This window comes from Bradyrhizobium sp. CCGUVB1N3 (genome assembly GCF_024199925.1).
GTDB lineage: Bacteria > Pseudomonadota > Alphaproteobacteria > Rhizobiales > Xanthobacteraceae > Bradyrhizobium.
Genome location: NZ_JANADR010000001.1, coordinates 2341967 through 2354813, shown reverse-complemented (window position 1 = coordinate 2354813; position 12847 = coordinate 2341967). Strand labels below are relative to the sequence as shown.

Sequence of the window (12847 nt, the reverse complement as noted above, 5' to 3'; positions counted from 1 at the left end):
ATGTCGATACGCTACAAGATTTTCGGTGCCTTCAGCGTCGTGGTCCTGCTCGCCTGTGCGATCGCTTTCTACGGCATCCGCGCCATCGGCACTTCCGGCGACATGGTGGTCAAGCTCTACGACGGGCCGCTGATGGGGATCAACCATGCGCGCTCCGCCCATGCGGCGCTGCACGAGGCGCACCTCGTGCTCCAGCGCAGCCTGGTTGCCGGCGCCTCCGGCGACATGGTCACGAAATTCGAAAGATTGGTGCGCAGCAGCTTCGAGGATCTCAACGTCGTGCGCGAGCGCGCGCCTTCGCCGTCCGTTGCAGCGGCGCGCGAGAAGGCGGAGAGCCAGCTCAAGGACTGGTCGGGTGCCGCGCTTAAGATCCTCAAACCGTCGCCCGGCGGGGTGACCGAGATTCCGACGAGCTTCCTGCTCGTCGAGCAGGGCGATCGTCTGATGGCCTCGATCGACGATCTTGTCGAGCTAGTCGCGGCTTATGGCTACGAGTATCGCACTGCGGCGGAAGGGGCGGTGGAGCAGGCGCGCACCACGATGCTGTCGGTCGCGGTCGGCACGGTTGTGATCGGGCTGATCATCGCGCTCGCCTTCTCCTATTCGATGAGCCGGCCGATCTCGGCCGCGGTCCGGGTCGCCGAACGCGTCGCGGCTGGCAATTTCACCGATGAGATCTCTGTGCGTCGCGGCGACGAGCTCGGCCGTCTCCTGAAATCGCTCGCTGTCATGCAGGCGAGCCTGAGGGCTCGTGCCGACGATGATCTCGCGCTGATTGCCGCCAAGGACCAGAGCAGCGCCGAGCAGAGCAACCGCCGGCAGCGCCTGGAAGCCGAGATCGATGCCTTCCGCTCTGCCTTCAGCACGGTGCTAAGCAATACCGATCGCATGACCGGCGAACTGACAGACACAGCGCAAAACCTCGCTTCCACCGCGCGCACTGCGGGCACGCAGTCGAGCGAGGCGGCCTCGACCGCCAAGGAAACCTCGAGCAACGTCCAGACGGTCGCGAGCGCAGCCAGCCAGCTCGGCGAATCCGTGCAGGCGATCACGTCCCAGCTTGCCGATGCGACCACGATCGTGCAGCGCGCCTCCGGCATGGCGGAAGCCGCCAACCAGACCATCGGCCGGCTGGCCGTCGCCGCGCAGCAGATCGACGAGGTGGTCGGCTTCATCCGCACCATCGCCGGGCAGACCAATCTGCTCGCGCTCAACGCCACGATCGAAGCTGCGCGCGCCGGCGAAGCGGGTAGGGGCTTTGCGGTCGTCGCCTCCGAAGTGAAGGCGCTTGCGACCCAGACTGCGAAGGCGACCGAGGATATTTCTTCGCAAATCACCGAGGTGCAGTCCGCAACGCGCCATGCTGTCGACAATGTTGGCGCCATCGCTCTGATCATCGGCGACATCGACAGCTTTACCGGCCGCATCGCGGCCGCCGTCAGCCAGCAGAATGCCGCTGCCGGCGAGATCTCCAGAAACATCGGCCAGGCTGCCAACGGCACCGCCATTGTTGCACGCAGCATCGCCGGAACGGCGGAGGCGACCGACAACGCCAACCGATCGGCCGACATGGTACTTGCCACCGCGCACGATCTCTCCAACCAGGCAATGCAGTTGCGCTCGTCGGTAGACCGCTTCCTGGCGAACGTGGCGGCGTGAAGGCTCCGGCGCCTCCCTTTTTGTGCCTCAATTTAAGCGTGTCCTCGCCTTCTCTTTACGGGAACAGCGGGGAAACATGCAGTTCAAACGAATGTTGGCAGGTGCTGCGGTCGGCGGCCTGATCCTGGCGTGCGCTTCGATCTCTCCAACCTATGCCGCTGCGGGATGCGCGGTGGATAGGCTGCAGGGCGCCTATGTCTTTGACGGACGGGGCACCAACGTGCACTACGGCGTCTTCAATTTCGACGGCAGCGGCAGGTTCTCGGGCCAGCAGACCTCGATCCGCCAGACGAAGAGCCCGGAGCGCGAGACGCTTCAAGGCACGTACACCATCAACGCCGATTGCACTGGCGCGATGATCATGGACGGCCAGCCCGGCGGCACCGCGCATTGGGATATCTTCGTCTCGTCCGACGGCAAGAAGGGGCGAATGATCCGCACCGATGCCGGCATTCACGGCGTGCGCACCTTCGAGCAGTGAGAGAAGGCCGCCTCGCTCGGCGGCCCATTGCTCTCCACTTTTGCGCGTCAGGCTGAACGACCGGCCTGGCGCTGCAGTTTTGCGCGCAGGCGATGCCTGCGCTATGAAAGGCCTTGCGAAGGGGAGTTGCGCATGGCCGATCATCGGAAGGACCTGCGGGTTGCGATCGCGGGATTGGGCTCGATCGGCACGAAGATCGCCGCCGAGCTCGATCGCGGCATCGAGGGGCTCGTCCTGTCGGCGATCGCCGCACGCGAGCCAAACAAGCATCGCGCATTTCTGAGCGTCCTGCGCCGGCCGCCGGCCATCATGCCGATCGATCAGCTCGCCGAGGCGGCCGACATTGTCGTCGAGTGCGCGCCGAGCCATCTGTTGCGCACCATCGTCGAGCCGGTGGTAAGGCGAGGGAAGGCCGCTGTGGTTGTCAGCGTCGGTGCGCTCTTGGACAATTCCGACCTCATCGATCTCGCCAAGGCTAATCGCGGCCGCATCATCGTGCCGACCGGTGCGCTGATCGGGCTCGACGCGGTCAACGCGGCGGCCGTCGGCACCATCCATTCGGTCAAGATGGTCACGCGCAAGCCGATCGACGGCTTGAAGGGCGCGCCCTTCATCGTGCAGAACGGCATCGACATCGACAATTTGCGCGAGCCGCTCAGGCTGTTCGCGGGCACGGCGCGCGAGGCGGCCAAGGGCTTTCCGGCCAATCTCAACGTCGCGGTCGCGCTGTCGCTGGCGGGCATTGGCCCCGATCGTACCATGGTCGAGATCTGGGCCGATCCGACGGTGACGCGCAACGTCCATCGCATCGAGGTGGAGGCGGATTCCGCGCGCTTCTCGATGGGAATCGAGAACATCCCCTCGGAGAACCCGAAGACCGGCATGATCACGGCATTGTCCGTGATCGCCCTGTTGCGCAAGCAGCGCGCCACGCTCAGCGTGGGGACTTAACCGGGCTGCGTAATCCTCATGGTGAGGAGCGCGGAACGCGCGTCTCGAACCATGAGGCCCCGCTGGTGGCCTGCATCCTTCGAGACGCCCGCTGTTGAGCGGGCTCCTCAGGATGAGGGGAGAGACGCCCGCACTCAGGCGCCCGTCACGCGCCAGATGACGTTGCCGACGTCGTCGGCCACCAGCAGCGAGCCGTCAGGCCCGAGCGCGACGCCGACCGGCCGGCCATAGGATTCCTTCTCGTCGGGTGCGAGGAATCCCGACAGGATGTCTCGTGCGGGACCAGAGGGTTTGCCGTTCTCGAACGGCACGAACACCACCTTGTAGCCGCTCAGCGTCGAGCGGTTCCAGGAGCCGTGCTGGCCGATCACCATGCCGTCGGGGAAGCCGGGCAGTGTGCCGGCCGGCATCCAGCACAGGCCCAGCGAAGCCGTGTGTCCGCCGAGCGCATAGTCCGGCGTGAGCGCTTTTGCGACCATTGCCGCATCCTGCGGCACGCGGTCGTCGACCGTCTGGCCCCAATAGCAGTAAGGCCAGCCGTAGAAGCCGCCATCGCGCACCGAGGTCAGGTAGTCGGGCGGGGTCTCGTCACCGAGGCCATCACGCTCGTTGACGACGGTCCAGAGCGCGCCGGTGTTCGGCTCGAAGGCAAGGCCGACGGGATTGCGTAAACCTCCCGCGAAGATGCGGCTCGTGCCGTTCACGAGATCGAGCTCATACACGGCGGCGCGGCCTTCCTCGACCTCCATGCCCGTCTCGGCGATGTTGCTGAGCGAGCCGACACCGGCGTAGAGTTTCTTGCCGTCCGCGCTCGGCAGCAGGCTGCGCGTCCAGTGTCCGGACGGCTTGAAAGCAACGAGTTCGCGTCCCGAAGCCTTGATGCTTTCCGCGCCCGCGACATAGGGAAACGCGACCACGCCGTCGGTGTTGCCGACATAGAAGGTGTCGCCGATGAGCGCCATGCCGAACGGCTGGCTCAATCCTTCCATGAACGTTCCGCGCTGCTCGGCGACGCCGTCGCCGTCCGCATCGCGCAGCCGGGTGATGCGGTTGGCGCTGACGCCGAGCGCTGCTGCGCGCCGCATCGTCGCCTGCATCGCATAGTGAAACACGCTCCTGGGCGGGCCAGCGATCTGCGTTGCCTCGGCGATCAGCACGTCGCCATTGGGCATCGTGTTGATCCAGCGCGGATGGTCGAGCCCGCTCGCGAATGCGTTGACCTTCAGTCCCGGCGCGGCGACCGGCTTCTCGCCATCGCGCCAGCCCCGCGCGGTCGGCATCTTCAGCGTCGGGATGGCGCCTTGCGGCTTGGCTTCCGGAATCTGCGGCGCACCGCCCCAGGCCGGCTTCGGCTGGGTCTCCGACATCCGCCGCCAGATTAGCGCAGCTCCGCCGATCATCGCGACGATGCGCGCGAACACGCTGGAAAAACTCATGAAAATCCCCTGTTGGGCCCGCGGAACCGATCCGGCCTGCGTGGCTGTCGTGATGGTCCTGCGGCCGGCCTCGCTAGCAGCAAGGCAGACGCAGATGACAGTAGTTATACGATCTTACCGTGTGCAATCGAATCGCCGAGATTGCATAGCGCTCCCTTGTCAGGGCGCTTCCTCCCTTAAAAATCCTGCCCGCCCTGGTTGGCGGGCCTCTTTTTCGGCCGCCAGGGCTCCGGCGCAGGCGCGTGCGTTGCTTCGGAGCGGATCTGGCCAGCCAGCGCATGCAAGGATGCCTGCCGGAGCGTGTCCAGCTCACGGGCTGCGGCCCGGCACTCCTCAATCGACATCGATGCGGCCGCAAGCTCGATCGTGTTGCAGGCTTCGAACAGGCGGACGAGGCCGAGCGCGCTGGCGGCGCTGCCGAGCCGGTGTGCGCATTTCGCAAGCTGCACGCGATCGTCTGCGGCTGCGGCCCTTATGATGTCTGCAACGAGCGTCTCACTCGTCTCTTCGAGCAGCTCGCAGAGCCTTGCGATCTGCCGCGCGCCCAGCAGCTGCTTCTGATCGCTCAGGAAGCGCTCGTCGATCAGCGTGCCTGTGGCCAGCCGGGCTGTCTCCGATCCTTCCTGCGGATCGTCTTCAAGTGCGTCGCGCAGGTTCTTGATCAGGATCGGCTTGCCGACGATCTTGCTGATCCCGGCACCGGCGAGGCGCTCGCGCGCATTTCGCGACATGTCCGCGGTCACCGCAATGATGCGCGGTGTCTGCTGCAGCCGAAGCCGCCCGATGCGCGCCGCGGCCTCCACGCCGTCCATGTCGGGCATGTGCAAGTCCATCAGGATGACGTCGAACGCCGCGCGGCGGGCTTGCTCGACCGCCGACGCGCCGTCCGTGGCAATCACGGCATCGTGCCCGAGCCTGCCGAGCATGGCTTCGCCGATCTCGCAATTGACGGGATCGTCGTCGACCAGCAGCACGCGCAACGCGCGCGACGGCGCGCGTGGAACACCTTGGGAGGCCTCCGTCCCGGCAAATCCGAGCGGGATTGCGAGGTGGAACTCGCTGCCGGAGCCCGGCGTGCTCTCCACCGTCACGTCCCCGCCCATCAGCCGCGTCAGGCGGCGGGCGATCGCAAGTCCCAGTCCGGTGCCACCGAAGCGTCGCGCGATGCTGTCGTCGGCCTGCACGAAATCCTCGAAGATCCGCTCGTGCATGTCGGACGCGATGCCGATGCCGGTATCGGCGACGGCAATGTGGAGCAGCTGGGCATCGTGCTGCGGCGTGAGCGCGGCCTTGAGCGTGATGCCGCCCTTCGATGTGAACTTGACGGCGTTGCCGATGAGATTGAGCAGCACGCGATTGAGCCGCACCGGGTCGCCATGCACATTCGCATGGAGGCTCGCATCGCACGAGAGATCGAACGCCAGCCCCTTCGCCACCGCCTGCGGACGCATCAGGTCGGCGGCCGTCTGGATGAGCTGGTCGAGGCGGAAATCGCGCGTCTCCAGTGCTTCCGTGCTCGCTTCCAGCCGCGCATATTCCAGGATCGCGTCGACCAATGCGATCAGGGTTTCACCGGATGCGGCCGCGGTCGTGAGATGACGCCGCTGCGCCTCGTTCAGGCGTCCGTCGTCGAGCAGCTGCAACACGCCCATGACGCCGTTGAGCGGCGTGCGCAACTCATGGCTGACGATGGCCAGGAAGCGCGACTTGGTCTCGTTGGCTTGTACGGCGGCGCTGCGCGCGCGCTCGGCGGCATCGTGCTCGGCGAGCGCATGATCGCGGGCCTTTTCGAGCTCGGCCGTGCGTTCGGCAACCTTGCGCTCCAGCGTCGCGTAGGAGTCGCGCAGATGCGCGGCCATCACGTTGAACTGGTCGCCGAGCGCCTCCAGCTCATCGTTGGTCTTGATGGCGAGCCGTAGGGAGAGATCGCCGCTGCCGATCCGCTTTGCACCCTGCGTCAGGACCTGGATGGGGACGGTCATGCGCCGGCTCAGCAGGAACGCCGCCAGAACCGCGAATGCGAGCATGGCGACCAGCAAGAACGTCGAGCGCCCGATGGAGGCGTAAATCGGCGCATAGGCTTCGCTGATCGGCAGCTCGACGAAGACGAGCCAGCCGAGCGGAGGGACCGTTGCGTAAGTCGACAACACGCGCTGCTGCGACAGGTCATCCTTGACGAGTCCTCCCGCGGCGGGCGGGGTGCCGGCAAGCGCCTCCTGGACGTCGGGACGACCGGAAAGATCGGTGTGGCGCAGCGCCGGCCACAAGTCCGGATGTGCGATCAGCTGTCCCTTGCGATCGACGACATAGGCCTTGCCGGTGATGCCGACCTTGATCCTGGCGACGAGGTCCCAGATGAAGCGCAGATTGACCTCGGCGACCGTGACTTGCGGATCGTTTCCGCCGCCGAGAACGGCAAGCGTCATGAACGGCTCGGTATCGCCGAAGAAGTAGACCGGTCCGTAATAGATGCCGCTCGCCCTGGCGCCGAGAAAGGCCGGCGAGGCCGCAAGATCGGTCTGGCTGCCGACCTTGTCGGCGAAGCGGCGTGACACGCGGATCTGCTCGCGTCCGCGGGCATCGAGCGTTGCGATCTCGGCGATGGCGGGCGAGAGGCGCAAGAGGCGGATGGCGTTCAGCCGCTCGTCCTCCTGTGCCGACAGATCCGGCGGCAGGCGCGAGAGCCATCTGAGCTGGCTCTCGATCTGGCCGATGAACTGGCCGATCTGGATCGACGCCGATGCGGCCTGCTCGCGCTGGGTTGCCGCGAGGAGCTGCTTCTGCTCGCGGTAGGAGAACCAGACCTCGAGCGCGGTGTTGACGGCGAGCGCCGCGAAGGCGAGCGCGACGAACGAATAGAGATATTTGCGGAACAGCCGGCTCGGAGGCGCGCGCGAGGTGTCGTGGTTGGCCGGCTCGTTCACTCGCGGATCTCGTCGGCGCGCGCGAGCAACGTGGCCGGCAGCTTCAGCCCCAGAGCGTCGGCGGCCTTGCGGTTGATCAGAAGCTCGTATTTGCGCGGCGACTGTACCGGAAGGTCGCCCGCCCTGGTCCCGCGCAGGATGAGGTCGACATAGTCCGCCGAGCGCACCTCGAGGGAGGCGCCGTAGCTCATCAGCCCGCCGACGTCGATGAAATAGTGAAAGGGATAGATCACCGGCACGCGGTGCTGCGCGGCGGCGGCGGCGATGGCGCGCCGGTTGATGACGAGAAACGGGTCGACGAGCGCAATTAGCCCGCCCTCGGGCGCACCGGCATAGCCGCGGATGGCCTGGTCGATTCCGGTTGCGTCGTTGACCGGCACCGGCGTGACGGTCACGCCCATGGACGCGGCTTCGGCTTCGATCGAGTCGAGAAAGAAGCGCCCGGCGCCCGGCGCGGTCGCCGGATTGAAAAGCACGCCGACGCGCGCGATGCCTGGTGCTGCTTCCCGCAGCAGCTGAAGCCATTTGCCGCCCATTTCGGCGGTGCTGTTGGTGAAGCCGGTGACGTTGCCGCCGGGGCGCGCGAGACTCTCGACGAAGCCGTTGCCGACGGGATCGTTGGCGGTGGCAAACACGATCGGGATCGTCTTGGTGGCCGCCGTCAGAGCTGCGGTCTCGATCGTCGACGAGGTCAGGATCACGTCCGGGTTGAGTGCGAGGATTTCCCGGATCGCCGTTTCCTGCTGCGCCGGGCCGCCGAAGCTCGAACGGGTCACGTAGCGGACATTGACGCCTTCCACCCATCCGCGCTCGGTCATGCCCTGGATCAGCGCGCTCAGTCGCGAGGCCACGCTCTCCGGTGCACTCCGGTTCGTCAGGGGGTCACCGAGCGGTAATCCGATCAGGGAGGCGACGACGCGGACCCGATCCGGCGATGCGCCGAGCGCAAGCCATCCCGCGGCCGATGCACCGGCGAGGCGAATGAAATTTCGGCGGTCGACCGCCACCGGGGCGAGGGGACGCGCGGACTGCCCGATCATGAAATGGGTTGCACGATGGCCTGTTCCAGCCAGTGTGAATAGCGCGAAAGCGCTGCGATCACAAATGGTGAGGGATCGTGCCTGTGAATGTTCGTTCGCAGCTATCGGGCGTGAGAGTTCAGGGCTTGCCAGAGTCTCTCTGAGGTCATCCTTCGAGACGTGCGCCTTTCGGTAGGCTGCTCACAGGATGAGTTTCTTCGCAGCGAAATCCTGGGCCCCTCATGGTGAGGAGGTCGATTGTCTCAATATACTAAAATTCCGAATTTTGTCAATGTGAAATATTTGGGTGGCGCGAGTGGGCCGGCGGCCGCACGTGATGTCTCATTTCTCGAAATCAACCCCATGCAAAGTCGAAATCGGGGGCGCCGATGAACCAAGCGATGTCCTGCATGTCGCCGCCGATCGCCCCGAGTGTCGCTGCGCTCCATCCGGGCGACGGGGCTAGGAGGCACGGGGCCGACTTGCCTGCCCCGATCAAAGCGCCCCTCGGTTGCACGCCCGGCGGGATTCTGGTACGTTTGAGGTGCGTGCCTCATTTTTCTTCCTTGCAGGCTGAAGCCGACGGCGCCGCGATCTCCGCTGATCCCGGAGCCGGGCTTCGTTGCTTGGGGGAGAAGCGGGGCGGCTTGCGTAAATGACATGAAGAGTTGGCCGCGATCGACGGTCAACCGCTTAAAAGGGAGGGATGAATGCAGCGTCTCTTGGTTGCAGGTGTATCCGTTGCGTTCGCGGTTGCGCTGGGTCTCGGCTCGGCCAACGCGGCGGACAAGAAGGTTCTGGCCTTCGTCGTCAACGGCGCGTCCGACTTCTGGAAGATCGCCGAAGCCGGCGTGAAGAAGGCGCAGGGCGAGCTGCCCAATTACGAGCTTCAGTTCAAATATCCGGAACAGGCCGCGGCCGCCGTGCAGCAGCGGGTGATGGACGACCTCGTCGCGGCAGGTGCCGCCGGCATCATGGTCAGCGCCGTCGATCCGAAGAACCAGACCGAGCAATTGAACAAGGTCGCCTCGCAAAGCGTGTTGTTCACCACCGACAGCGACGCGCCGGCTTCGAAGCGCGTCGCCTATATCGGCTCGTCGAACACGGATCTCGGCAAGGATGCCGGCAAGATGATGTTGAAGGCGCTGCCGAACGGCGGCAAGTGCGTCGGTTTCGTCGGCCTTCCCGGAGCCGACAACGCCCGCGAGCGCATCGAGGGCGTCAAGGAGACGATCAAGGGTTCGAAAGTCGAACTCGTCGATGTCCGCGGCGATGAGATCGACCAGACCCGAGCCAAGCGCAATGTCGAGGATATCCTTGCCGCCATGCCCGACGTGAGCTGCCTCGTCGGCTTCTACTCCTACAACACGCCGCGCATCTATGAGGTGCTCAAGGAGGCCGGCAAGCTCGGCAAGATCCAGATCATCGGCTTCGACGAGGATCCGATCACGCTCGGCGGCGTCAAGGAAGGCAGCATCGCCGGTACCGTCGTCCAGCAGCCGTTCGAGTGGGGCTATCAGGGCATGAAGCTGATGGCCAGTTATATCGGCGGCGACAAGTCGGGTATCCCGGCCAACGGTATCATCATCGTTCCCGGCAAGGTCATCGACAAGTCGAATGTCGACGACTTCATGGCCTCGATGAAAGCGATGCTCAAGAAGTAGGAGTCTCTAGTTCTGCCGCGTCACAAACGCTCGACCTCATCCTGAGGAGCCCGCTCAAAGCGGGCGTCTCGAAGGATGGCTTCGGGCGAGATCAGGGGCCTTCATGGTTCGAGACGCGCGTTCCGCGCTCCTCACCATGAGGGTCTTGTGACGCAGCAGGGCTACCGCCAATGCCTCAGCCGTTCCTCGAACTGGTCGACATCAGCAAGACCTATCCCGGCGTGGTCGCCCTCGACCACGTCGGCCTCAAGGTCGCGCCGGGCGAGGTGATCGCGCTGATCGGCGAGAACGGCGCCGGCAAGTCGACCCTGATGCGCGTGCTCGGCGGCGTCGTCGAGCCGAGCGGCGGCCTCATCCGGGTGGATGGCGTCGAGCGGGGCTCGTTCACCGTGGCGGAGGCGATCCAGGCCGGCATCGCCTTCGTTCACCAGGAGCTCAACCTCTTCGACAATCTCGACGTCGCCGGCAACGTCTTCATCGGGCGTGAGCCGGTGCATGGCGGGCCGCTCAGGCTGATCGACCGCAAGGCGCTCTATGCCAAGGTGCGGCCCTTGCTGGAACGGCTCGGCGCCGATTTCGAACCCGACGCGCCGCTCGCCGAGTTGTCGCTCGCCCAGCGCCAGCTCGTCGAGATCATGAAGGCGCTCTCGCTCGATGCACGCCTCGTCATCATGGACGAGCCGACCTCGAGCCTGACCTTGACCGAGACGGACCGCTTGATGCGGGTCATCGCGGGCCTCAAGGCCGACGGCGTCAGCATCATCTTCATCACGCACCGCCTCAACGAGGTGATGCAATGCGCCGATCGTGCGGTGGTGCTGCGCGACGGGCGCATGGTCGGCGCGCTGACCCGCGCGGAGCTGTCGCCGGCGGCGATGATCCGTCTGATGATCGGACGCGACCTCAAATCGCTCTACGTTCCGCCGGCAGCTCCTCCGGGCGAGGCCGTGCTCGACATCGTCGAAGCCATCACCGACACCTATCCGGAGCGTGCCGTCAGCCTGTCGGTGCGCCGCGGCGAGATATTGGGGCTCGCGGGCCTCGTCGGCTCGGGGCGCACGGAACTCGCGCGGGTCATTTTCGGCGTCGACCCTTTGCGCGGCGGCGCGATCAGGCTGGACGGCGCACCGATCCGGATTACCAGCCCGCGCGCCGCGATCGAGCATGGTATTTATCTCGTCCCGGAGGACCGCAAGAGTTCCGGCCTCCTGCTCGACGTCTCGATCGCCGAGAACATCTCCCTTCCGGACCTGTCGTCCTACTTGCGCCTCTGGCTCGTGAACACTGCGCGCGAGACCGAGAACGCCCGCCGCCAGCGCGAGCGCCTCAAGATCCGCGCGCCTGACGTCGAAACCACCGTCGGCTCACTGTCCGGCGGCAACCAGCAGAAGGTCGTGCTCGCCAAATGGTTGTCGATGCGGCCGAAAGTCTTGATCTTCGACGAGCCGACGCGCGGCATCGACGTCGGCGCCAAGCAGGAGATCTACGACATGCTGCGCCGCCTGACCGACGCGGGCGTCGCGGTCCTGATGATCTCCAGCGACATGGAGGAGGTGATCGGGGTGAGCGACCGCATCGCGGTGATGCATGAGGGGGCGATCTCGGGTTTTCTTGATCGCAGCCAGTTCAGCGAGCACAATGTGCTGCAACTGGCCGTCGGCCACACAATTTGAGGCGAGGGGACCTTGAACAAGAAAGATCTGAGCCTCCTGGTCCTGATCCTCGTGGTCGGCGCGGTCGTCACCTTCATCAACCCGCGCTTCCTGCTGGTCGGCAATCTCTCCAACACCGCCAACCAGGTCGGGATGTTCGGCATCTTCTCGATCGCGGAAGCCTTCGTCATCATCATCGGCGGCATCGAGCTCTCGGTCGGCTCGGTCATCGCGCTGCTCGGCGTGCTCTTCATCGATCTCATCGTCAATCATGACGTCAACTGGATGCTCGCCTTTGCCGCGGTCATCGCCGGCGGGCTCGCGATCGGCCTGGTGCACGGCACGCTCGTCACCAGGATGCACATCCAGCCTTTCGTGGTGACGCTGTGCGGGCTTCTGATCTATCGCGGCGCCGCGCGCTATTACACCGAGGACGCCACCGCCGGTTTCGGCTTCGGCGCGAGCTTTCCGACGCTGGAATGGCTCACTGCGGGGCGCACCAATGTGCTCGGCTTTCCCTTGCCGCACAGCGTGGTCGCACTCTTCATCGTCGCCGCCATTGCCTGGGTGCTGCTGCACCGTTCCGTGTTCGGCCGCTATCTCTACGCCGTCGGCAAGAACGAGGAGGCGGCGCGCTATTCCGGCATCCGTTCCGATCGCGTCGTCATTTCCGCCTACATTATCTGCGGCGGACTGACCGCCTTCGCCGCGATCCTGATCGCGATGTACACCCGATCGATCTCGCCGGCGGTGCACGGCTCCTTCTACGAGCTGTACGCCATTGCCGCCGCCGTGCTCGGCGGCTGCTCCCTGCGCGGCGGCGAGGGCTCGATCATCGGCGTGGTGCTCGGCACCGTGCTGCTCCAGGTGCTGCAGAATCTGGTCAATCTCCTGGGCATTCCGAGCTCGCTGAATTTCGCCGTCATGGGCACGGTGATCCTGATCGGCGTGCTCGGCGACCAGTATCTCATGCAGCGCCGCCGCGCGACGACGGCGAAGGCGCGGCCGCAGACGAGCGTCGCAGCAGCGCCGCTGGAGCGCGCGAACGCGGAGTAAGGTCC

Annotated in this window: 9 protein-coding genes; 6 read left to right on the top strand and 3 right to left on the bottom strand. The window is 65.5% G+C overall.

The genetic code is table 11. From position 1 onward, the window contains the following. The 3 genes from NLM33_RS11210 to NLM33_RS11200 all read left to right on the top strand — a co-directional run bounded on the left by NLM33_RS11210 (position 1) and on the right by NLM33_RS11200 (position 3091). Complete coding sequence (locus tag NLM33_RS11210; protein WP_254096108.1) at positions 1-1659, top strand: methyl-accepting chemotaxis protein; 1659 nt, start codon at positions 1-3, stop codon at positions 1657-1659. 76 nt (positions 1660-1735) lie between these two features. Beyond that, positions 1736-2140, top strand: a complete 405-nt coding sequence (locus NLM33_RS11205; RefSeq protein WP_254096107.1) for a hypothetical protein — start codon at positions 1736-1738, stop codon at positions 2138-2140. 132 nt (positions 2141-2272) lie between these two features. Beyond that, positions 2273-3091 (top strand): aspartate dehydrogenase, encoded by an 819-nt coding sequence (locus NLM33_RS11200; RefSeq protein WP_254096106.1) that lies wholly within the window; start codon positions 2273-2275, stop codon positions 3089-3091. Between the two features lie 134 nt (positions 3092-3225). Here NLM33_RS11200 and NLM33_RS11195 read toward each other — a convergent pair whose 3' ends face one another. The 3 genes from NLM33_RS11195 to NLM33_RS11185 form a co-directional block, all read right to left on the bottom strand. Beyond that, positions 3226-4527 (bottom strand): sorbosone dehydrogenase family protein, encoded by a 1302-nt coding sequence (locus tag NLM33_RS11195; protein WP_254096105.1) that lies wholly within the window; start codon positions 4525-4527, stop codon positions 3226-3228. A 176-nt stretch (positions 4528-4703) separates the two neighbouring features. Then, positions 4704-7451, bottom strand: a complete 2748-nt coding sequence (locus NLM33_RS11190; RefSeq protein WP_254096104.1) for a hybrid sensor histidine kinase/response regulator — start codon at positions 7449-7451, stop codon at positions 4704-4706. Beyond that, entirely contained in the window at positions 7448-8491 is a 1044-nt protein-coding gene (locus NLM33_RS11185; RefSeq protein WP_254096103.1) for an ABC transporter substrate-binding protein, read from the bottom strand. The genes NLM33_RS11190 and NLM33_RS11185 overlap by 4 nt, the downstream gene beginning before the upstream one ends. Positions 8492-9180: 689 nt before the next feature. Here NLM33_RS11185 and NLM33_RS11180 point away from each other — a divergent pair. From NLM33_RS11180 to NLM33_RS11170, 3 genes are all read left to right on the top strand, one after another. Then, positions 9181-10134, top strand: a complete 954-nt coding sequence (locus tag NLM33_RS11180) for a sugar-binding protein (RefSeq protein WP_254096102.1) — start codon at positions 9181-9183, stop codon at positions 10132-10134. A gap of 170 nt (positions 10135-10304) precedes the next feature. Beyond that, positions 10305-11807 carry a sugar ABC transporter ATP-binding protein gene (locus NLM33_RS11175; RefSeq protein ID WP_254096101.1) on the top strand — a complete coding sequence of 501 codons (1503 nt, stop codon included), beginning with the start codon at positions 10305-10307 and terminating at the stop codon, positions 11805-11807. Between the two features lie 12 nt (positions 11808-11819). Then, positions 11820-12842, top strand: coding sequence for an ABC transporter permease (locus NLM33_RS11170; RefSeq protein WP_254096100.1), 1023 nt, complete (start codon positions 11820-11822; stop codon positions 12840-12842). The last annotated feature ends 5 nt before the right edge of the window (positions 12843-12847 follow it).

Coding starts and splice junctions, on each gene's coding strand:
- NLM33_RS11175 (WP_254096101.1), top strand. CDS start 10,305: ATGCCTCAGCCGTTCCTCGAACTGGTCGACATCAGCAAGACCTATCCC.
- NLM33_RS11205 (WP_254096107.1), top strand. CDS start 1,736: ATGCAGTTCAAACGAATGTTGGCAGGTGCTGCGGTCGGCGGCCTGATC.
- NLM33_RS11185 (WP_254096103.1), bottom strand. CDS start 8,491: ATGATCGGGCAGTCCGCGCGTCCCCTCGCCCCGGTGGCGGTCGACCGC.
- NLM33_RS11195 (WP_254096105.1), bottom strand. CDS start 4,527: ATGAGTTTTTCCAGCGTGTTCGCGCGCATCGTCGCGATGATCGGCGGA.
- NLM33_RS11210 (WP_254096108.1), top strand. CDS start 1: ATGTCGATACGCTACAAGATTTTCGGTGCCTTCAGCGTCGTGGTCCTG.
- NLM33_RS11180 (WP_254096102.1), top strand. CDS start 9,181: ATGCAGCGTCTCTTGGTTGCAGGTGTATCCGTTGCGTTCGCGGTTGCG.
- NLM33_RS11200 (WP_254096106.1), top strand. CDS start 2,273: ATGGCCGATCATCGGAAGGACCTGCGGGTTGCGATCGCGGGATTGGGC.